This window comes from Streptomyces sp. NPDC059832 (assembly GCF_042731715.1).
In the GTDB taxonomy this organism is placed as follows: Bacteria; Actinomycetota; Actinomycetes; order Streptomycetales; family Streptomycetaceae; genus Streptomyces.
In genome coordinates this window covers 91,150-112,128 of the sequence record NZ_JBHWIY010000027.1, presented here as the reverse complement: position 1 = coordinate 112,128, position 20,979 = coordinate 91,150, and the positions used below count along the sequence as shown (strand labels likewise).

The following is a 20,979-nucleotide window of genomic DNA, read 5'->3' as shown; positions in this document are numbered from 1 at the left end:
GATCCGGCCTGTGCGCGAGGGAGGACCGAAAATGCAGGAAAGCGTCGTCGGCTCACCGGATGCGCTGGATTCCGACGCACGGTTCTCCGAACTGGATCTCGCCCTCGTCGACGCGCTCCAGGCCGCGCCCCGTGCACCGTGGACCCGCATCGGCCGGGCGCTCGGCGTGGACGCGACGACCGCGGCCCGCCGCTGGGAGCGTCTGCGCGCCGACCGGCTGGCGTGGATCACCGCCTACGACGCACCGAAATCGGCCACGGTCGCCTATGTCGAGGTGCGTTGCCGGCCCAGCTCCCTCGAAACGGTCAGTGCCGCCCTGGCCGAACTGCCCTGGGTCTTCAGCATCGACGAGACGGCCGGGGACTTCGATCTCTTCGTGTCCGTCGTCGCCACCGACCTGCCCACGCTCGGCCGGTCGGTCCACCGCACCATCGGCGGCCTGCCGGGGCTGCGCTCCACCCGTACCCGGCTCGGGATCACGCTCTACGGCGAAGGCGGCGACTGGCGGATCCGGGCCATGGAACCGGCGGGGCGTGCCACGCTGCCGGCTCCGCGTCCCGCACGGCAGGCCACGTACAGCACGGACATGCACGACCGGCCGTCCCCCGAGGATCAGGCGTTGATGACCGCCCTCGGCTCCAACGGGCGGCTCGGTTACACCGAGCTCGGCGCCGCGACGGGGATGAGCGAGCACGCCGCCCGGCGCCGGCTCCAGCGCCTGATCCACCACGGCGACCTCAATTTCCGCTGCGACATCGCCCACCCCCTGGCCGGTCTGTCGACCATGGTGATCTACCGGGCCGCCGTCCCGCACGCCCACCTCGAACACACCGGAAACACGCTGGCCCGCATGGAGCAGGTCCGTATGTGCGTCTCCGTCAGCGGACCGCACAACCTCCTGGTCATCGTCTGGCTCCATGGTCTGAACGCCATCGGCCCGTTCGAGATGCTGCTGGCGGAACGCTTCCCGATGCTGGAGGTCAAGGACCGCACGGTGGCGCTGCATTCCCCCAAGCGCATGGGCTGGCTCCTGGACACCCAGGGCCGCGCGACCCGTCGCATTCCACTGGATCTGCCCCGGCCCTGATCGGCCTCACGCACCTGCTCGCGCCCACGGCGGGCGGGCAAAGGAGCGGGAACGCGGGCATCTCCGCGGCGGGTGGCCCCACCCGTCACGGGCCGGGCGGCGGCGCCCTGTCAGGGCCTGCCCGGCGATTCAGGGTCGGACAGGCCCTACGGCCGGAGTTTGGTGCGGGAGAGCGGCAGGGCGGGCGCGATCGACCAGAGGACCTCGGCCTCGTCCTCGCCGGGGTTGTCCCAGGCGTGCGCGGCCCGTGCGGAGAACGTCGTCGAGTCGCCGGCCTCCAGGAACCTGGGCTCGCCGTCCACGCTCAGCCGCAGCGTGCCGCGGACCAGGTAGGCGAAGACGGTCTCGGCCTCCAGGCTGTACGCGCCGCCGGAGCCGCCGCCGGGGCTCAGGATCGTCCGCATGACCTGGACGTGCCGTTCCTCGGCGGGCGTGAGGAGGAACTCCTCGATGCCGTGCCCGCCCATCTCCAGCTTGGCGCCCAGGCCGCCCTTGACGACGTCCTGGTCCGGATAGTCGAAGAGCGTGGCGATGCCGGTGCCCAGGGCCTCGCAGATGCGGATCAGGGTCGGGACGGAGACCGAGGTCTTGCCGCGCTCGGCCAGGCTGACGAACCCCTTGGTCACACCTGCCGCCTCGGCGACCTGAGCGAGCGTCAGCCCCTGTGCCAGGCGGAGCTCACGCAGCCGCGGACCGATCGTGGACATGTGGCTGTCAGGGGCTTCGGGCATGGCGGACACGCTACCTGTCGGAGACGTCACGGTCGGTGGCCGGGGGAAGACGCAGGCCAGAAGGGTCTTTACCCATCGAGTTTAGTGCTGTAAAACTTGACGAAAGTTTAATGGCACTAAACAAGACGCTCCGGCAGGCCGCTGTGCCGCCCGTCGCCGATCGTGCCGCCCTTCCCGACCGTGCCGCACCACCCGAGGAGTAAGCCGATGAGCTCCCCGTCCTTCCAAGAGAGCACCGCGCGCACCGTGCGCGGCGTCGTCTTCCGCTCCCCGGGCCAGGAGGTGACCGTCACCGACGTCACCCTGGCCCCGCCCGGCCCCGGCGAGGTCGAGGTCGCCGTGGCGGCGGCCGGCGTCTGCCACTCCGACCTCCATGTCATCCGCGGCGAGTGGGACCACCCCACCCCGGTCGTGATGGGGCACGAGGGCTCCGGCGTGGTCACCGCGCTCGGCGCGGGCGTCACCGGCCTGGCGGTCGGCGACCATGTCGTCCTGTCCTGGGTCCCGTCCTGCGGCACCTGCCGCTTCTGCGTCTCCGGGCGCCCGGCCGCGTGCAGCCTGGTCGCGGAGGTCGTGGCGCCCGGCGGGGTGCTGTACGACGGCACCAGCCGGCTCTCCATCGACGGCGAGAAGGCCCACCACTACCTGGGCGTCTCCTCGTTCGCCGAGCGCGTCGTGGTCCCCGCCTCCGGCGCGATCAAGGTGCGCGAGGACGCGCCCCTCGACGTCATCGCCCTGGTCGGGTGCGCCATCGCCACCGGTGTCGGCGCGGTCCGCAACACGGCGGGCGTCGAGGCCGGGGCCACCGTCGCCGTGATCGGCTGCGGCGGCGTGGGCCTGTCCTGCGTGCAGGGTGCCAGGCTGGCGCGGGCCGGCCGCATCGTCGCCGTCGACGTCGTCCCGGAGAAGCTGGAGCTGGCCCGCCGGCTCGGCGCGACGGACGCGGTCGACGCCCGTGACGGCGATGTCGTCGAGGCCCTGCGCGCCCTGGTCCCCGAAGGCCTGGACTACGTGCTCGACGCCATCGGCAAGATCGAGACCACCGAGCAGTCCATCGCGGCGCTCGGCCAGGGCGGCGCCGCCGTCATCGTCGGCCTCCCGCCGACCGGCCGCACCGCGCGCTTCGACCCGCTCGCGCTCGCCGAGGCCGACCAGCGCATCCTCGGCTCCAACTACGGCTCGGTCGACGCCGGCCGGGACATCCCGGCCCTGGTGGACCTCGTGGTGTCGGGCGAGCTCGACGTGGAATCGATGATCTCGGCACGGCGTCCGCTGGACGAGGCGGGCGACGCACTGGCCGACCTCGCCGCCGGCCACGCCCTGCGTCAGCTGCTGATGATGGAGGACCGGACATGAGCACCGCCGGAAAGCAGACCACCGCCGAAAAGCCGGCCGACGGCCTGGCCCACCGCTCCGTCTCCACGTTCGAGGTCGGCGCGCAGAGCGTCGCGAACGTCGCGCCCAGCGCCGTCATCGCCTTCGCCCCCGCCAGCATGGCGGCGTCCGCGGGCAACGGCGCCTGGTTCTCCTTCTTCCTGGCCATGACCGCCGTGCTCGCCATCGCGTACTGCATCTGCGTCTTCGCCCGCAGGCGCGCCGGGGTCGGTTCGCTGTACGCCTTCTCCCGGCTCTCGCTCGGGGCGCCCGGCTCGTTCGTGACCGGCTGGGCGCTGCTCATCGGTGCGGTGTGCATCGGCTCGGGCTCGCTCGCCGGTGCCGGCTACTACACGGCGCGCGCCCTCGACCAGATCGGCATCGGGCTCTTCACCGGCATCCCCGGCCAGATCCTGCTCGATGTGCTGCTGGCCGCCGTCGCGATCCGGCTGACGATCGCCAGTGTGCGGACCGCGGCGCGGGTCGCCTCCGTGCTGGAGGTCGTGTCGATCGTCCTCATCGTCGTCGTGCTGGTCCCGGCCTTCTTCAAGAGCGGGAACATCATCGACACCGAGCAGTTGAGCCTCAGCGGCTCCACCCTCGACGGTGTCGTCTTCGCCGTGGTGCTGGGCGTGCTCGGCTTCGTCGGGTTCGAGGGCGCCGCTTCGCTGGGCGCCGAGGCCACCGACCCGTACAAGGCGATTCCCCGCTCGGTGATGGGCAGTGCGGTGCTGGCCGGTGTGCTGTACATGTTCGCCACCTACGCGCAGGTCGCCGGGTTCGGCGGGGCGGACGCCCTGGCGAGGAGCACCGACCCGATGGACGAACTGGCCGAGCTGTCCGGCCTCGGCTTCCTCAAGTTCTTCCTGCACGCGGGCTTCGCGGCATCGTTCGTGGCCGTGGTGATGGCCTGCATCACCGTCGCCGCCCGGCTGCTGTTCGGCATGGCGAAGGAGGGTGTGATGCCGGCCCGGCTCGGCGTCGCCCACCCCCGCCACCGGACCCCGTCCGCGGCCATCTGGACCGTCGCCCCGTTCGTCGCCCTCCCCGCGGTGCTCGTGGTCGGCGCCGGGACCGAACCGCTGAACGCGACGACGTACATCGACACCATCGGCGTCTTCGGCTACATGCTCAGCTACACCCTGGTGTGTCTGGCCGCGCCGCTGTTCGTACGCCGGATCGGGGCCCGCGGCCTGCTGATCACCTGGGGCCTGGGGCTGATCGGCGCCGCCGCGATGATCTACGTCTTCTACCGCAACCTGTGGCCCGCTCCGGCCTGGCCGCTGAACGTGCTGCCGTACGTGTTCGTCGGCGCGCTGGTCGTCGGCATCGTCGGCTTCGCCGTGCTGCGGGTCCGCAGGCCGGAGGTCGCCGAGCGCGCGGGAACGTTCGCGGACGACCTGGACTGACCCGGCCGCACCCCGCTCCCCTCCCCCGGTGCCCCGCCCCGCCGCTCCTCGCGGTGGGGCGGGGCACCGCCCGTTGGGCCCGACTTTGGGGCCAAGGGCCCAGGTCACCCGGCTCGTTCATCCGTACGCTCACGTCCACACCCGCATGCAGAACTGCGGGCACGGGCATGGCAAGTGGGCGTCGGAGAGGAAGAACCGTGAGTGGTGGCGGGGGCTGGGGAAGCGGAGGCGCGGGCCACATACCGCCGGGGAGGGGGGGTGGTGGTTCCGGCGCGAGCGGTGGCGTGTTCTTCGCCCTGACCCGCAGCTGGGCCGCCGGCGCCCTGGTCTACATCGCCGCCGGTTATCTGGTCTCGCGCGGACTGGTCGAGTTGCTGGCCACCGACGAGCGGCTGACGAGCTTCGGCTGGCGGCTGGCCCTGCTGCACGTCCCCAACGTCATCACGACCGTCCTCACGGTCCTGACCTCCGCCCGCCTCCTGCCCGACGAGCACCGCGAGTCGCGTCTGCTGACCCTCGCCGCCGCCCTCACCGTCCCGGTGGCCGCGCTCGTCTACGGACTGGCCGTGTCCTGGCATCTCATCGACGTCGAGGGCACGTTGATGCCGATCGTCGCGCTGGCGACCGGCGCGGCGGCGGGGCTGGCCGTCGACCGGCTGCTGGACGACCGCGCGGACGAGCCGGAGCCCGCCCCGTACCGCCCGTACTCCTGGCGGGACGGCGGCGCCACGGCCATGGAGTACCTCGGGGTGGTCGTCCTCGTGGTCACGCTGATCGGCGCGATGGCCATGGCGGGCGTCGGCGGGCAGATCGGCGAACGCATCCGCTGCGCGATCAGCTCGATGGGCGGCGGCGGTGGCGGCTGCTCCACCGGCGGCGGCGAAACCACCGCGAAGCCGAAGACGGACGCCGACTACGAGCCCAAGATGTGCCAGGTCTCCAGCATCTCCGACACCGTCGGCGACAAGGTCAAGATCGGCTGGTTCGAGTGGGGCAACGAGTACGGCTTCCAGCAGAAGGTCAGCCAGGCCAAGACGGACGTGAACGGGGACGGCAAGGTCGACGAGAACGACAAGCTGGTCTACATGACGTTCACGGACGCCGCCTCGGCCGGTGCCACCGCCAGCACCCCCGGCGTCAAGCTCGGCAAGCTGGGCAAGGCCGATGTGGACGTCGGCGGCGGCATCAAGATCACCAACGGTGACACCTGGGTCTTCAAGAGCGAGGAGGACGCCAAGAAGATGCGGGACGACATCGAGGAAATGAAGATGTGGGAGACCTCCACCAAGTACAGCGGCGGCTACGGCGGCGGCTGGTACTCCGGGATGAAGTGGGCCGACAAGAAGAAGGACGTCGAGAAGAAGATCGGGGACAAGAAGATCTCCTACTCGACCGTCGGTCTCAACGCCTACGCGGACGGCGGACTCTCCATCAGCGCGGGCGACGAGGCCAAGCTCGGCGCGAAGCTCGGCGGCAAGGCGAAGTTCTCCCCCGAGGTGACCGTCACCAAGGACGACGTCAACGGCAACGAGTCGTACACGTACACCGCCAAGCTCGACCTGGAGGGCAAGGTCGGCGGTTCGGCCGGTCCGCTGGGCGGCACGGCCTCCGCGAAGGACAGCCGGACCGGGGCGGTCACCGTCACCCGTGACCAGAAGACCGGGAAGATCGTCCGCATCGACATGACCCAGACCGTCGAGAACGGGTCGACGACCGACAAGGGCGACATCAGCGGCGACAACGGCAAGAAGGACGGGGACAAGCGCGGCGGCAAGGTCAGCGGCTCCGACTCCTCCGGCGACACCGCCATCGAGGTCAAGACGAACTCGATCGTCTTCGGCAAGGACACCGACAAGGCCACCGAGGACAAGCGGGCCATCGCCGAGCAGTGGCTGGACGGCTCCGGTAACAACACCGCCCCGTTCGAGTACATGTTCGGCGATCATTCTCTTCAGCAGAAGCCCACCGGAACCGACCCCTTCGACCAGCTGATGTACCAGGACGGCCTGTCGAGCACGATGAAGTACCACGGTCAGACGGACGCCCAGGAGTTCGGCTTCGAGGTCTCGCTCGGCATGAGTCTGGGATTCTCCATCTCCGACGAGCACAAGAAGGAGACACTGACGGACGCGCAGTTCCTCGGGGCTCCGCAGGGCGACAAGCGCTCGTACCTCCCGTACAGCTACTGCGCGAAGTAGCCCGTACGGGAAGCACCGACCACGCACGACGAAGAGGCGATAGGCGATGACGACGAAGAAGATGTACCGGGCGATCGGCGCGACCGCTGCCGCCGCCATCGGCCTCGCCCTGCTCACCGGCTGCGGCGGGGAGACCGCCGCACTGCCGGAGGGCTGGAGCAAGCTCGACACCAAGAGCCTCTCCGTCGGTTACCCCGGGGACAAGGGCTACAAGGAACAGCCCGCGGCCGACCGGGCCAAGGCCAACGCGGCCGTCGCGCTCAAGGAGGAGGGCGGGCTGCGCACGGGCATGGTCTCCGTGCAGCTCGACTTCGCCACGGGTGTGGACAGCGCCGCCGAGGCGGCGTCCGCGGCGGGCGCCGGCATCGGTATCGGGGCGACCCGCAAGGGGACCGAGGAGGTGCGGCTCGCGGGTGCGGAGAGCGCCCGTGACGCACGCCGGATCGACTACGAGTTCACGTCGAACGGCGAGGAGCGGACCCCGGCGCAGGGCACCCGGATGACGGGGGTCGTGGTGGCGGGTGTCGATTCGAAGGATGTGCCGTTCGCGGTCCGGATCAATGCGGTGAAGGGCTCGCTGAGCCCGAAGGACCTCGACGCCTTCGTCGATTCGATCACGGTCAAGTAGCGGATCGGGAGCGCGCGTCCATGCAGATCCTGCCCGGCGGCACGGCCACGTTCCTGCTGCTGTTCGGCCTGCTCCTCGGCGCGTTCGCGATCCGTTCCGCGCTGCGCCTGAACCGGGTGCTGCGGCTGGTACGGCACGGCGAACGCGCCGAGGGGCGGTGCGCGGACCGCCGGACGGTCGACCGGGGGCCGGGCATGGAGCGGAGCTACGCCACCGAGTACGTCTTCGCGTTCCGCACCCGGGACGGCCGCGACATCGAGTTCACCGACCACGCCCCGGGCCCGTTCGGCTTCGAGGTCGGTGCGCCGGTCCGGGTCAGTTACGACCCGGCGGACCCGGCGAAGAAGGCCACGGTGGCCGGGCCCGGAGCCTGGGGTCCGGCGGTGATGCCCGCGGTGTTCGCGCTCGGGCTCGGGGTGTTCTCGGTGGGACTGCTGCTGGGGTTCGCGGCGATGCGGGGCTGGGTCTGAGGCGTGCGCCTCCCCCGGGGGGTGCGCGGTGCGCCTCCCCCGGGGGGTGCGCGGTGCGCCTCCCCCGGGGGGTGCGCGGGCCCGCAGCTGTCAGAACTTGTCGCGGTCGATCGGCACCGGGAGCGGCGTCAGCGAACCGGCCGCCCGCAGTTCCCTGTTGGCCTCGATGATCGTCTCGTTGCCCGGCACGGTCGTACCGCCCCGGGTGAGGTCGATGACCAGGCCGTCGGCCGCGGTACGGGTGTACGTGCCGTCGAGGCCCTCGGGCGCCGGTGCCGCCCGCCCGGCGGAGAGGTAGACCGCCCGGCCGCACCGGGGGTGGGAATTCTTCAGCTCGAATTGCTCTGCCACCGCGTCGTACTGGGAATCGTTGTACACCTGACCGGCGTCGATGTCCCAGGCCTCGGCGATGATCCGCAGAATGTCGGGCGCCCGCCGGATCACCTCGGTCGATTCGTCCAGCTCGCGCGAGCGGAAAGCGAGCGAGATCGAATTCGTGACGTACGGCGACGACCCACCCGCGTGAATTGCCACGGTGACGCGCAATTTCCCGGGATTGTGCGCCCAGAGGGAAGCCGTGTAGCCGACCACATCGAGATCGGGCCCTTGGTTCTTGCGCTCGATGTAGTCGACCAGTACGTCTTCCGACACCGCGTCCCCCGACGGCAGCACCACGAGGTCGGACGCGTCACCGCGCCCGGCGTCGTGCCAGTCGCCGAATGTGGCGCCGTCCACTTCCTTGAGCGCGGTGAGAGTCTTTGCCCATCGTCTGCCGATCTCCCGGACATCCTCTTCCCGGACGCCCCAAGAACCGTTGACGACGACATAAAGCACGGAACTCTCCCTCAGCCTTCGGAATTGCGCCCGGCGCCCGCGTTCAGCCGACGACATCTCCCGGCGTGTTGATCACCTTAACGTCGATGTTCCGTTCCCGGAACATCTTCCGGGCCGCATCGGCGACATCAGGATCGGACAGGTGCCATTCGACCGGCTTGCCCCGTGCGGCGTCCAGCTGGCGGGTTGCCTGGTCGGCCCAGCGGCCGGCGAGATCCGGCGCGAGTTCACCGGTGTCGGCGTTGTAGTACTTCTTGCCCGTGTACCCGTACTTCGCCTCCAGGTACGTGCCCCGCGAGGCGTCCCAGCCGTCGAAGTCGACCGGCTTCCCCGTGAGCTTGTCCAGCGGAACCCGGTACTCCTTCCCGCGGCCCACCTTGGAGATCTGCTCCTGGTAGCGGGCACCCATCTCGGTCGGGTAGTTCCAGACGCCGGGCTTGATCTCCTGCCAGTTGCCCGTGCCGCCGTCCTTGGTCCCGGCCGGCGGGTCCTTGAGGTCCTTGTACCAGGCCGGCTTCGGCTGGTCCTGGGCGGCTTCCAGGGCCTTCCGGCGCTTGGCCGCGTCCGCGGCCTTCTTCGCCTCGTCGGCCAGCCTCTGCGCCTCGTCGGCGGCGGCCTTCTTCTCCGGGTCGACCTCGTCGCACTTCCCCATGAGGAAGCCGACGGGTACCGAAATGGGTGGCGCGGCGATGGCGCCGGTGCCCGAGCCGGACAGTCCGACGCCCGCACCGCTGCCGTACGGGACCCGGACGCGACCGCCCATCCCGACGGTGCAGCCCTTGAGACCGGCCTGCTCGGCGGCGTCGTCGGCGTGCTGCTGCGCTTCCTTCGCGGCCTTCTCCGCGGCCGTGATATCGCCCGCCTTGGCGGCCTTCTTCGCCTTGGACGCGGCCTCTCCGGCCTTCTCGGCGACTTCGCCCAGCTTGCCGAGTTTCCCGAACTTGCCCAGCTTTCCGAACTTGCCGACGAGCTTGGCCTCGCCGTAACCCGGGATGAACAGCGAGCCGATGTTCCAGAGGCCGGTGCCGATCGCCTGGCCCTCGTTGCCGTTCTTCCACATGTCCCGGACTTCGTCGCCGATGAACATGTCGTCGAGGACCTTGACGCCGGTGCCGCCGGACGCCTTGGTCCAGTCCCAGACCGCGCCGAGGTAGTCGCCCTTGGACCACTTGTCCCCGGCGCCCTTGGAGTCCTGGCTCCACTTGTCGCCGAGGCTCTTGCCGTAGTCCTTCAGGCCGTCCCACGCCTTGATGGGATGGAAGATCGTGCCGATCGTGCCGGTGATGTCGCCCCACAGCCCGTCGCCGACCAGGCCCTTGAAGAAGCCGCCGGTCTGGTGCGCGGCGCAGGAGAAGAACGCGCCGACGCCCGAGGTGCAGCTCTCGCCGGGCTTCTCGTCGCCACCGCCGCCGTCGTCCTGGCCGTCGCCGCCGTTCGGCTCCCCGGAGCTGTCCACGTCGTCGCCACCGTCGTCGACCTGGGTGGCGGTGTCACCTCCGCCGGAGCTTGCGGAACCGCCCGAGCCGGATCCCGAACCGGATCCCGAACCGGACTCCGAACTGCCTGATGTGCCGGTTCCGCCGGCCGTGTCGGTCCCACCGGCCGCGTTGGAGCCCCCGGCTGTGTCCGACCCGCCGGAACCGGAACCGGAACCGGAGCCGGAACCTGCCGGGCCCGACCCCCCGGAGTCCGTACCGCCCGTGGCCACCGATCCGCCCGAGTCCGTACCGCCGGACGCGGCCGACCCGCCGGTGTCCTTGCCGTGTCCCGCCTCCACGTTGCTGCCGGGCGCGGGGCAGGCGCTCCCGGTGAGCCGGCAGATCGCGTCCTGCATCCCACCGGTCAGCTGGGCGGCGATCCCCGTGACGACCAGTCCGCCGATGAGGGCCACGACCACCAGGATCATGCCGAGGTATTCCATCGCGGTCTGACCGGCGTCGTCCCGGCGCCACTTGATCATGCGCGCGATACTGAACCGCCGGTGCGGCAACCGCTGTTCGAGGGGCAGCTCGAACCATTCGCGCGCGCTCGACCGGAACAGCAGGACGATGACGGCGACCGGCATCACCAGCTGGGTGACACCGCGCCCGCCGCCGTCCCCGCCGAGGGTCGCCAGCGCGCCGAAGGTGAGCCAGACGTGTACGGCAAGCAGCCCGCGCCAGATCCAGATGCCGCCGGTACGCACATGCAGCGAGAGGACGAACGCGAACACGCTCGGCAGCGCCGCGTACAGCAGCAGCCCGAACAGCTGGCCGTCGACCTCGTTGACCGCCGATGCCACCGTCAGCACACCGATGCCACCCACGACGGCGGCCGCGAAGAGCAGCCGTACGAGGATCAGCACCGCCTGCAACGGACGCGGCAAGGACTGCCTGCCCCCCTGCCGGCCCACGGCGACACCCCCGCCGGCGACACCTCCGCCGGCACCACCCGAAACCGCAAATCCGCCTATGCCAGACACGACGAGTCCCCCAGCTTGCCGGTGTACGGCCGCAGTTCAGCCACTCCACGCATCCGACCACACCGGCACCCTTCGGGGCATGGGCCTCAGGACCCAATGCAAGGCTCAAAGTTGCCGATTCCGACGAAAGTCACGGAGCCGAACCGAGCCGAACCGAGCGGAGCCGAACCGAGCCGAGCGGCGAACCGACCGGCCGCCCCGCCGCTACCGGACGGGGACCTCGCTCCCGAACAGCATCCAGGGCGACTGGTCGTACGAGGCCACCCCCGCCAACTGCGGCTGCATCGCGGCGATTTCGTGCCGCACGGCCAGGGTGTCCGGCCAACTGTCGAAATACGTCGTCCCGTTGATGACGACACCGCTCCAGTCCGTCGCCACGGAGGCGCCCTCGCGGTCGACGACGAAGCCGATGCAGAGCACGGAGGCCCGCCCTATCGCCTCCCTGATCGCCCTCGCGGCAACTTCCTGCTCGTCCCGGGTCAGCTGGCCGAAGCCGAATTCCAGCGCGACGACGCCGTCCCGCATCCGGCGGATGCGTGCGGGCACGTCGGTTCCGCTGTTCACCCACAACAGGAAGTCGACGCTGTCGAGCCGCTGCAGTCCGGCCAGGAGTACGAGCTGCTCCCTGGTCACCCACGACGGGGTGCCGCGCGGGCCGGGCCCCGGCCCGAGGAGCGTGACCCGCCTCGTGATCGGGTGGCTGAGCCGCAGTCCCGCCGCGTCGAGATCGCTGAAGAGCGACTCGGAGTCAGGGCGGCTCCAGCCGAGGTGGTACGAGTAGAAGAAACCGTCACTCATCGACACATCACCCCATGAAGGACAGGTGGAGCGTGCAGTTCCAGGTGCGTGCGGGCACGCCGGGCAAGCGCCCGTGCCGGGCGCCGGTCAGATGGCTCGCAGTTGGTCGTGCACGAGCCTAATGAGGGCCGATCGCCGGGGCGTGGGCCCAGGGACCCAGGGGCGGGCCCCATTGGACAAAGCGATGGACAGGGGGCGGTCCGACGCGGATCGTGTACGCCGATGACACGCACCGATTCGCCTCCCGCATGGGACGAGCGCACCCAGCTGGCCACCTTCCTCGACTACGTCCGCGACACCGCACGCGCGAAGTGCGAGGGCATCTCGCCGGACGATGCCCGCCGGGCCCCGCTGCCCGGCTCCCCCCTGATGACGATCGCCGGGCTGATCAACCACCTCAGCTGGGTCGAGTACTACTGGTTCGAGGTGGTGTTCCTCGGCGGCGAGGACGAAGGGCCGTGGACGGACGAGGACCCCGACCGCGAGATGCGCATCGCGGTGGACATGCCGCTCGCCGATGTGCTGTCGCTGTACGAGGAACGGACCGACCGCTACCGCGAGTTGGTCGCCTCCCACGACCTGGACACCTCGGCCGAGCGCCCGCGCGGCAACGGTAACCATCCCGACCTGCGCTGGATCGTCCTCCATCTGATCGAGGAGACCGCCCGGCACAACGGCCACCTCGACCTGATCCGGGAGATCGTCGACGGCACCACCGGCGTGTAGACGTGTAGGCGCGTAGGCCTGCAGACACGCAGGCGCGTGGGACCGTGCGGCGCGCAGCGCACCCGTCGGCTATCCGATCGCGGCGACGGCGGGTGCGATGCGCTCGGCGACCTGGTGGGTGAAGCTGACCGGGTGCCGGTCGGGCAGCAGCTGGATCTCACTGATGCCCAGGCCCGCGTACGCCTCGGCGTCGGCGAGGAACGCGGCCGGCTTGTCCAGCACCGGGCCGTTGTACATCACGGTCTTGGTGATGGCGTCGTAGTCACGGTCCTCCGCGTCACAGTGCGCGCGCAGCACGTCGAGCTTGTGGGCCACTTCCTCCTGGTCGGTGGCGAAGAGGTTGCAGGCGTCCCCGTAGCGGGCGACCAGGAGCAGGGTCTTCTGCTCGCCCCCGCCGCCGATCATGATCGGCGGGTGCCCGCCGATCGGCTCGGGCACGCACAACGTCTCGGCCAGTTGGTAGTGCCTGCCCCGGAACGGTCCGTTGTCGTCGCTCCACATCTGGAGGCAGATCCGGATCGCCTCCTCCAGCCGTTCGAACCGCTCGGCGACCGGGACCACCGGCACTCCGAGCCCGTACTGCTCCCGCTCGTACCAGGAGGCGCCGATGCCCAGCCTGGCCCTGCCGCCCGAGAGCACATCGAGGCTGGTGACGATCTTCGCCAGGAGTCCGGGGTGCCTGTACATCACACCCGTGACCATCAGGCCGAGCGTCATCCGCTGGCTCACCGCGGCCACGTAGCCGAGCGTGGTGTACCCCTCCAGCATCGGTTCGTCGGCGACGCTCTGCCCGGTCTCCATCTGGAAGTAGTGGTCCATCACGGTGAAGGACGCGATCTCCGCCTGCTCGGCGATCCGCACCGACTCCGCGAGCGTGGGCGCGATGAGCGCGGGGTCGGCCGGTGTCGAGTAGTTCCAGTAGTGCAGACCGAGCTTCATGTCCCGCCTCCCGCCCGACGCGCTCGACCACCTTGCGTAGTCGGATGTCACGCTACGCGAGGTGCCGGTCGTCGGCATGTCGGACGAGGTACCGGAACGATGCGTTCCGCGGCCGGGTGGGCGGACCGTCTCTTCGCACAGAGCTCCCCGCGCGATCACGCCCCATTCATCCCCGTGTCGATCGATGCGGGCGAAGTGGGGACCAACCATTGCTTCTCCCCCACCTCTCCCCCGCCTCTCCCCCGCCTCTCTCCCGCCTCTCTCCCGCTTCTCTCGCGCTCCAGGAGTCTCCCGTGCCCGCACCTTCCACCGGCCTCGGCCTCGGTCCCGATCCCGACCCACGGCCCGCCCTGGCCGCCGTCCTGTTCGACATGGACGGCACCCTGGTGGACACCGAGGGGCTGTGGTGGCAGGTGGCACAGGAGGTGGCGGCCCGAATCGGCCATCGCCTCACCGATGCCGACGCTCCCGAGGTCGTCGGCCGGGCCGTCCGGGACACCGCGGCGCACCTGGTACGGGTCACGGGCCGGAACGACACGGAACGCGTGGCGGCGGAGCTCGGGGACGAGTTCTTCCGCCGGGTCGACGAGGGCGCGCCGCTGCGCCCCGGCGCCCAGCGGCTGTTGTCGCAGCTGGAGGACCAGGGCGTGCCCTTCGCCCTGGTGAGCGCCTCCCCGAGAACGGTGGTCGACTCGGTGGCCCGGGGAGCGCTGGCGCATGTGCCGTTCGCATTCACCCTCTCGGCCGACGACACCGTACGCACCAAGCCCCACCCGGACCCCTACCGGGCCGCGGCGGAGCGTTTCGGGGTGCCCCCGGCGGCGTGTGTCGCCGTCGAGGACTCACCGGACGGCGCCGCCTCGGCCGAGGCGGCGGGCTGCGCACTCCTCGTGGTGCCCTCCCTGCTTCCCGTACCGCCCTCGCCGCGACGGATCTTCGCCGACAGCCTCGACGAGATCGACGCGGCGGACCTGCGCCGCTACGTGGAAGCTGGACCGCAGGAGGGCTGAGAGGCTGTCGGGTGACCTCGGACCGGAAAAGCGGACGCGGTCTGGTGCGTTCGACTCACCCGACAGCCTCCGAGGGCGGGGCGGCGGTGTCGCGGGCCGTGCACGCGGTGATGCGGGACGGCGGATCACACCTCGGATTTCTCCGGGTTGGCCGAGGCCGGTTCCGGTGGTGCGGGGGCGGTGGCGGGCGCGGCGGGGCGGCGCGTGGTTCCCAGGTGCCGGAGGAGGGTCAGGGCAGTGACGCCGGCGGCCACCGGCCCCAGTTCGGCCGGGGCGAGCCCGAGCCACTCCTGTGCCAGTCCGCCGAGTCCGCCGCCGAGGGCGATCCCGATGTAGAGCGCGGAGGAGTTGAGGCCGAGCAGGACCGGCGCGGCGGCGGGGCTGAGGGAGATGAGCCGGTGCTGCTGGGGGACGACGATGACGCCGACGGCCACACCCCAGACCACGGCCCAGACCAGGGTGGAGGCGAGGGCTCGGGTCGCCAACGGGGTCAGCACCAGGGCGAGAGTTGCGAGGGTGAGGGCGCCGGTGAGGACGCGCGCGGAGTCGTGGCGGTCGACCAGGCGCCCGGCGGTGATGTTCCCGGCCAGGATGCCGACGCCCCAGGCCAGCAGGATCAGGGTCAGGAGCGATTCGTTGCCGCCGGTGGCGTCCCGCAGGGCCGGGCTGATGTAGGTGTAGAGGGTGTAGGTGCCGAGGAAGGCGAGTGAGGTCACCGCCAGCAGCGCCGGTACGCGGCCCTGCTTGAGGGGGCGCAGACGGTCGGGCAGCGAGGCGGCGGGGAGCCTCACCCCGGGGAGGCCGACGGCGATACCGACGGCCGCCAGCAGGCCGATCCCGGCGACCGCCCACAGGGTGATGTGCCAGTCGGTGCGGCCGATCAGAGTGCCGAGAGGCAGTCCCAGCGCGGTCGCCGACGTCAGGCCGCCCAGGACGAAGGCCAGGGCCCGGCCACGGCGTTCCGGCGGTGCGATGGCCGCCGCGGTGCTGGAGGCGGCGGAGTTGATGATTCCCGCTCCCACGGCGGTGACGACGCGGGCGGCCATCACCACGCCGTAGCTGGTTCCTAACGCGGTGACGACGTTGCCGACCACGAACACGGTCAAGGCGATCAGCAGTGCCGAACGCCGGTCCAGGGCGCTGGTGAAGGCCCCCATGACCGGTGCGGACAACGCCATCGTCAGGGCGAAGACCGTCACCAGCTGACCGGCCGCCGGGGTGGAGACCTCCAGGTCGGCGGCGATGGAGGGGAGCAGGCCCGCGATGACATAGCTGTCGGTGCCGACGGCGAACGTCGCCGCGGCCAAGGGGAGGAGTCGTTCGAGCATGGATCGTGCCGCCCTTCCGGAGCATTGCGGGGGTAGGTGGTCGGCACTGTAAGCAATACATGGATGCTTGTCCATGTATCAATGAGTGGATAGGCTATGGCCACGTCACGGACGGAGAGAAACGATGCGTGAGGTATCCCAGCCGGCGACCGAGGCGATCCGGATGGTGGAGGTGCTGCGCGCGCTGGCCGATCCGGTGCGGCTGGAGATCGTCCAACGGCTCGCCGCCACCGGCGAGGAGAGCTGCAACGCCATCGGCGGCGACCTGGACGTCCATCAGACGACGCTGTCCCACCACTACCGGGTGCTGCGCGAGGCGGGCGTCACCTGGACCACCGTCAAGGGCCGCTCCCGGCTGGTGCGGCTGCGTCGCGACGACCTGGACGCACTGTTCCCCGGCCTGCTCGACTCCGTACTGAACGGGGCTCGCCACCCGCGCCCCGCCACAGGAGGCTGACGCGCCAGGCATCCGCCCCGGCCCGCAGGAAGCGCCGGAGGGTGTACTCGGCAGTGCCGATCTTCGAAGCCGGTGTCAACCAGGCCGAAAAGCGGGCGGACGCGGCGACAGAAGTGACCATTCGGTGCCGAGCAGAGCGATCGGCTCAGCTACGCAACGCAGGCCGGCCGAGCACGACCTGCCGTTCTCGGCCTTGAGCCCGACCGAGTCGGCGGACTTCCTGGTCGCCGAAGGGGTGGTCGACGACATCAGCCACGAGGGCCTGCGCATCCTGCGCCGCGATGAAGGCGTCTCCAGGCACACACCGATCGTTCACCGCGACTCGCCACCACGCGTTGGATACCTCAACTACCTTATTTCCGTGGACCAGTTGATCACCGAAGATCCCATACACATCGGCCCGTACCGCCTGATAGCCCGTCTGGGTGCGGGTGGCATGGGCCTGGTGTACCTCGGCCGTTCGGAAGCCGGACGGACCGTGGCCGTGAAGGTGGTGCAGGCCGAACACGCCCAGCACCCCGAATTCCGCAAGCGGTTCGCTCGCGAGGTGGCGGCCGCCCGGCGGGTGGGCGGGACGTGGACGGCGGCCGTGCTCGACGCCGACACCGAGGCAGAGGTGCCCTGGGTGGCGACCCAGTACATCCCCGGGCCCGATCTCACCACCGTGGTCTCCAAGGACTTCGGACCGCTCCCCGAGCACTCGGTGCGCACCCTCGCCAACCGCCTGGCCGCGGCCCTGCAATCGGTGCACGGCGCGGGCCTGATCCACCGCGACCTGAAGCCGTCCAACGTGCTGGTGACGGTGGACGGTCCGCGCGTCATCGACTTCGGGATCGCGCGGGCCATGGACAGCCTCGCCGGCGACAGCCTGCACACCCGCACCGGGATGCTGATCGGCTCCCCCGGCTTCATGTCGCCCGAGCAGGTGCGCGGTCTCGAACTCACCCCGGCCAGCGATGTGTTCTGCCTGGGCGCGGTCCTCGTCTACGCCGCCACCGGCCGCCTTCTCTTCGGCGCCACGGAGACCGGGCTGAACGCGCACCTCTTCCGGATCGCGGAGGAGGAAGCGGACCTGACCGGCGTACCGGAGTCGCTCGTCGACCTCGTACGCGCATGTCTGCACAAGGACCCGGCGCAGCGCCCCACGCCCGCCGACGTGGCCGCGCGCACGGCCGCCGACCCGGACGGCGAGTGGCTGCCCGGTTCGGTGCTCGCCCAACTCGGGCGTCACGCGGCCCAGTTGCTCGACTTCGCCCCGGAGACCAGGACCACGCAGCCGGATCCGCGCATCCCGGCCCAGCCGCAGCCTGCCGACCGGCCCCGGCCGCTCCCGCCGCAGCCCGCGTACACCCCGAAGACAACGGCGGACCGCCACCCGTCCGCGGGGTTCGCACCGCCCGCCGGTCCACCGGTGCCGTCGTTCCCGGCCGGCGTCCAGGCTCCGCACCCCATGCGGTGGTGGGGGCTGGGGATGGCCGCGCTGGCGCAACTGCTGGTGCTGACCGGTACGTCGATCACGAACACCGCTCTGCCGGCCATCTACACCGACCTGGGCGTCTCCTCCTCCGACGACATGCGCCTGTTCTCCACCGCCTACATGCTGGCCTTCGGCGTGCTGCTGCTGCTCGGCGGGCACCTCTGCGATCTCGCGGGCCGCAAACGGGTGTTCATCATCGGCTCGGCCGGTCTCGCGGCGGCCTTCGTGATCGCGGGCCTGGCCCCCTCTTCCGGCCTGCTCATCCTCTCCAGCGCCTTGCAGGGCATGTCCGCCGCCCTGCTCTCGTCGTCCGCGCTGGCCCTGGTGTCCGCCGGCTTCAGCGATCCGAAGGAGCGCGGCAGGGCCTTCGGGATCTACGCCGCGGTCGCCGGCGGTGGCCTGGCGTTCGGCATGTTCGCGAGCGCATGGATGGTCGACAGCCTGAGCTGGCGCCTGTGCATGTACGCCGCAGCCGCGCTCGCTCTGCTCCTCGCGATCTGCGCGGCCCCCCTGGTGCACGACCCGCACCCGGTCCGCACCCCTGCCCGCCCCGACGTACCGGGTCTGCTGTTCGGCACCGGCGGGCTCACCGCGCTCGCCTTCGGCTTCGACAGGGCCGAGGTGGTCTACGACGGCGGCACGGCCGGTACGGCGGGCTGGACCACCCCTCTGACCCTGATCCTCCTCGTGGGCGGCGCCCTCCTGCTGGTGGCCTTCGCGTGGCGGCAGAACAGTTCGCCCAGCCCGCTCGTCCCGGCGCATGTCCTCAGGGACCGCAACCGGGTGGGCTCCCTCCTCACTCTGGCCTTCCTCGGCCTGGGCCTGCTCGTCACGTTCCTGATCCTGACCAGGTACCTCCAGGGCGTCCTCGGCTACCCCCTGGCCCGGAGCAGTATGGCCCTGCTGCCCATGGCCGCCGCGGCCGTCATCGCCTCCACCCAGGTCTCCGGGCGTCTGTGCCACCGGCTGGCGCCCCGCAATCTGATCGTGCCGGGCCTGCTGCTGACGGCGGTCGGCCTGGCGATCCTGACCGGGATCGATGCCGACAGCGCGTACACCGCCCAGATACTGCCGGGCACGCTGCTCATCGGCTTCGGTGCCGGCCTGGCCTTCACACCGCTCTTCACCACCGCGACCGACGGAATCGCCCCGCAGGACTCCGGCGGGACCTCGGCGATGGTCCTCGCAGCCCAGAATCTGGGCGGCTGGGCCGCCTGGCCCCTGTTCGGCACCGTCCTCGCCTCGGCGATCTCCGCACGGCTCTCCGGCACGTCGGGGATTCCCGCTCCGCTGGTCAATGCGGCCAAGGCCGGTTTCCCGCTCAGCAGGCACAACCTGCCGGAATCGTTCTCCGGCACTCTGGAGCAGCTCAACAAGGCGGTCGTGGCCGGGTACTCCGTCACCCTCTGGTGGACGGTCGGCCTCACACTGTTCGCGAGCCTGCTCGCCGGCCTGCTGGTCACGGCCAGGGCTCCCAAGCAGTGACCCCGGCGGGCCCCGACGATCAACCCCGGGGCCCGCGCCGAGCGTCACTGGCACCGAGGGGGCAGCACCTGCCCCCTCGGCGACCTGGAGGCAAGACGCATGAGGCAACGGGCTACACGTATCTCCTTACTCGCGCTGGCGGTGACCGCGGCCGTGGGAGCGTCCGCATTCACCCCGCCCGCACACGCCGTACGGCCACCACAGAGCCACGAGGCGACCCGGGCCGCACTGCGGGACGTGGTCGAGAAGGGCGGACAACCCGGAGTCGCCGCCAAGACACTGGACGGCAGGAGCAGTTGGTACGGAGCGGCCGGTCACGCCGACACCGCCACCGGCCGCGAGCGTTCGCCCGGCGACCACTTCCGCGGGGCCAGCATCACCAAGACGTTCATCGCGACCGTCCTGCTCCAGCTGGAGGCGGAGGGGAAGCTGAGCCTGGACGACTCGGTCGAGACATGGCTCCCCGGCCTGGTGCGGGGCAACGGGTACGACGGAAGCAGGATCACCCTGCGCCAGCTGCTCAACCACACCAGCGGCATCGCCAACCACACCTCGGACCCCGAGTTCGTGCACGACGCCGCCGGACCCGGCTTCCCGGAGCACCGGTACGACACCCACACGCCCGAGGAACTGGTGGCCGTCGCACTGAAGTACCCGCCGCGGCCCGATCCGGAGAAGGCGCCGTCGTACTCGAACACCAACTTCGTGATAGCCGGAATGGTCATCGAGAAGGCGGCGGGCCATACGTACGCGCAGGAGGCCACCCGCCGCATCATCCGGCCGCTGAAGCTGCGCGGGACGTCGTTCCCCGGCACGGCGCCACAACTGCCGGACCCGCACCCCGTCGGCTACTCCCGCTTCCACCAGGACGCCCCCGACGCCGAGATCCACGACGCCACCGAGCAGAACATGACGTGGCTGGGCGCCTCCGGCGACATCATCTCCACCACCGGCGACCTCAACCGCTTCCAACGCGCCCTTATGCGTGGTGAGTTGCTGCCACAGGCACAGATGAAGGAAATGCTCGCCGAGGTATCGGCGAGCAACGGGACCGGGTACGGGCTCGGGGTCGAGTTCGCGGAGCTGTCCTGCGGCGTGAAGGTGGTGGGCAAGAGCGGCCGTACGAACGGCTCCCTGTCCGCGATGGTCGGCACGCAGGACGGGAAGCACCAGCTGACGTTCAACGTCAACGGTGACTGGCTGGACAGATCGCTCTACGCCGACGTGATCGAGGCGGAGTTCTGCGGCAAGACCCCGGTCACCAAGGGCAAGACACCGCTCTCGACGAAACGGCTCCCCGCCCCTCCCTCCGACTCCCTCCCCGATTCCTTCCCCGCCCTCCCCCGCTCCGAGGACTGAGCACACCGGGCCGCGCGACCGACGGGCCCCGCTCCCCGCCTCTGAGGGGGTGGGGCCCCGGTCGTTCCTCCGCCACGATCCGAGACGATCCGGATGGTCGACACCGCCGGCCAAAGCGGGCACTTCGCACTACCCGTTCAACTCCTGTGTCTGGTAACAACCTTGATGCCACACCTAACGTCTGTCGTGGCGGGCGCATCCCCTCCGC

General features: G+C 70.7%; 17 protein-coding genes. 11 read left to right on the top strand and 6 right to left on the bottom strand.

Annotation, left to right across the window (positions count from 1 at the left end; genetic code table 11):
* Nucleotides 1-31 precede the first annotated feature (31 nt).
* Entirely contained in the window at nucleotides 32-1,087 is a 1,056-nt protein-coding gene (locus ACFV8T_RS34130; protein ID WP_385335155.1) for an Lrp/AsnC family transcriptional regulator, read from the top strand.
* A 146-nt stretch (nucleotides 1,088-1,233) separates the two neighbouring features.
* On the opposite strand, the gene ACFV8T_RS34125 is transcribed toward ACFV8T_RS34130, so the two are convergent.
* Nucleotides 1,234-1,818 (bottom strand): helix-turn-helix domain-containing protein, encoded by a 585-nt coding sequence (locus ACFV8T_RS34125; RefSeq protein ID WP_266414914.1) that lies wholly within the window; start codon nucleotides 1,816-1,818, stop codon nucleotides 1,234-1,236.
* A gap of 207 nt (nucleotides 1,819-2,025) precedes the next feature.
* Here ACFV8T_RS34125 and ACFV8T_RS34120 point away from each other — a divergent pair, with 207 nt between their 5' ends.
* The 5 genes from ACFV8T_RS34120 to ACFV8T_RS34100 all read left to right on the top strand — a co-directional run bounded on the left by ACFV8T_RS34120 (nucleotide 2,026) and on the right by ACFV8T_RS34100 (nucleotide 7,897).
* On the top strand, nucleotides 2,026-3,174 hold the full coding sequence (locus ACFV8T_RS34120) for a Zn-dependent alcohol dehydrogenase (RefSeq protein ID WP_385335153.1): 1,149 nt from the start codon (nucleotides 2,026-2,028) through the stop codon (nucleotides 3,172-3,174).
* A complete protein-coding gene (locus ACFV8T_RS34115) occupies nucleotides 3,171-4,601 on the top strand; it encodes an APC family permease (RefSeq protein ID WP_385335151.1) in 1,431 nt (476 codons plus the stop codon). Before ACFV8T_RS34120 ends, ACFV8T_RS34115 begins: the two co-directional genes overlap by 4 nt.
* Nucleotides 4,602-4,798: 197 nt before the next feature.
* On the top strand, nucleotides 4,799-6,799 hold the full coding sequence (locus ACFV8T_RS34110; protein ID WP_385335149.1) for a hypothetical protein: 2,001 nt from the start codon (nucleotides 4,799-4,801) through the stop codon (nucleotides 6,797-6,799).
* 46 nt (nucleotides 6,800-6,845) lie between these two features.
* On the top strand, nucleotides 6,846-7,427 hold the full coding sequence (locus tag ACFV8T_RS34105; RefSeq protein WP_266414924.1) for a hypothetical protein: 582 nt from the start codon (nucleotides 6,846-6,848) through the stop codon (nucleotides 7,425-7,427).
* Nucleotides 7,428-7,447: 20 nt separating this feature from the next.
* Nucleotides 7,448-7,897, top strand: a complete 450-nt coding sequence (locus ACFV8T_RS34100) for a DUF3592 domain-containing protein (protein WP_385335147.1) — start codon at nucleotides 7,448-7,450, stop codon at nucleotides 7,895-7,897.
* A gap of 90 nt (nucleotides 7,898-7,987) precedes the next feature.
* Here ACFV8T_RS34100 and ACFV8T_RS34095 read toward each other — a convergent pair whose 3' ends face one another.
* The 3 genes from ACFV8T_RS34095 to ACFV8T_RS34085 form a co-directional block, all read right to left on the bottom strand.
* Nucleotides 7,988-8,731: an Imm52 family immunity protein gene (locus tag ACFV8T_RS34095; RefSeq protein WP_385335145.1), complete on the bottom strand. Its 744-nt coding sequence runs from the start codon at nucleotides 8,729-8,731 to the stop codon at nucleotides 7,988-7,990.
* Between the two features lie 43 nt (nucleotides 8,732-8,774).
* The gene (locus ACFV8T_RS34090) at nucleotides 8,775-11,096 is read right to left on the bottom strand and encodes a Tox-REase-5 domain-containing protein (protein ID WP_385335143.1); all 2,322 of its coding nucleotides are present in this window, start codon (nucleotides 11,094-11,096) and stop codon (nucleotides 8,775-8,777) included.
* Nucleotides 11,097-11,396: 300 nt separating this feature from the next.
* On the bottom strand, nucleotides 11,397-11,990 hold the full coding sequence (locus tag ACFV8T_RS34085; RefSeq protein ID WP_385335141.1) for a hypothetical protein: 594 nt from the start codon (nucleotides 11,988-11,990) through the stop codon (nucleotides 11,397-11,399).
* Nucleotides 11,991-12,212: 222 nt separating this feature from the next.
* Between ACFV8T_RS34085 and ACFV8T_RS34080 the strand changes: the two genes are divergently transcribed.
* Nucleotides 12,213-12,716 carry a DinB family protein gene (locus ACFV8T_RS34080; RefSeq protein WP_385335139.1) on the top strand — a complete coding sequence of 168 codons (504 nt, stop codon included), beginning with the start codon at nucleotides 12,213-12,215 and terminating at the stop codon, nucleotides 12,714-12,716.
* Nucleotides 12,717-12,785: 69 nt separating this feature from the next.
* Here the strand turns inward: ACFV8T_RS34080 and ACFV8T_RS34075 are convergent, their stop codons facing one another.
* Nucleotides 12,786-13,655, bottom strand: coding sequence for an LLM class F420-dependent oxidoreductase (locus tag ACFV8T_RS34075; protein ID WP_385335137.1), 870 nt, complete (start codon nucleotides 13,653-13,655; stop codon nucleotides 12,786-12,788).
* Between the two features lie 293 nt (nucleotides 13,656-13,948).
* Here ACFV8T_RS34075 and ACFV8T_RS34070 point away from each other — a divergent pair, with 293 nt between their 5' ends.
* On the top strand, nucleotides 13,949-14,665 hold the full coding sequence (locus ACFV8T_RS34070; protein ID WP_385335135.1) for an HAD family hydrolase: 717 nt from the start codon (nucleotides 13,949-13,951) through the stop codon (nucleotides 14,663-14,665).
* Between the two features lie 125 nt (nucleotides 14,666-14,790).
* Here the strand turns inward: ACFV8T_RS34070 and ACFV8T_RS34065 are convergent, their stop codons facing one another.
* Complete coding sequence (locus tag ACFV8T_RS34065; protein WP_385335133.1) at nucleotides 14,791-15,993, bottom strand: MFS transporter; 1,203 nt, start codon at nucleotides 15,991-15,993, stop codon at nucleotides 14,791-14,793.
* Nucleotides 15,994-16,117: 124 nt separating this feature from the next.
* Here ACFV8T_RS34065 and ACFV8T_RS34060 point away from each other — a divergent pair, with 124 nt between their 5' ends.
* The 3 genes from ACFV8T_RS34060 (at nucleotide 16,118) to ACFV8T_RS34050 (ending at nucleotide 20,771) form a co-directional block, all read left to right on the top strand.
* The gene (locus ACFV8T_RS34060) at nucleotides 16,118-16,450 is read left to right on the top strand and encodes an ArsR/SmtB family transcription factor (protein WP_385335131.1); all 333 of its coding nucleotides are present in this window, start codon (nucleotides 16,118-16,120) and stop codon (nucleotides 16,448-16,450) included.
* A 193-nt stretch (nucleotides 16,451-16,643) separates the two neighbouring features.
* The gene (locus ACFV8T_RS34055) at nucleotides 16,644-19,412 is read left to right on the top strand and encodes an MFS transporter (RefSeq protein WP_385335129.1); all 2,769 of its coding nucleotides are present in this window, start codon (nucleotides 16,644-16,646) and stop codon (nucleotides 19,410-19,412) included.
* A gap of 99 nt (nucleotides 19,413-19,511) precedes the next feature.
* A complete protein-coding gene (locus tag ACFV8T_RS34050; RefSeq protein ID WP_385335127.1) occupies nucleotides 19,512-20,771 on the top strand; it encodes a serine hydrolase domain-containing protein in 1,260 nt (419 codons plus the stop codon).
* Nucleotides 20,772-20,979: the final 208 nt, after the last annotated feature.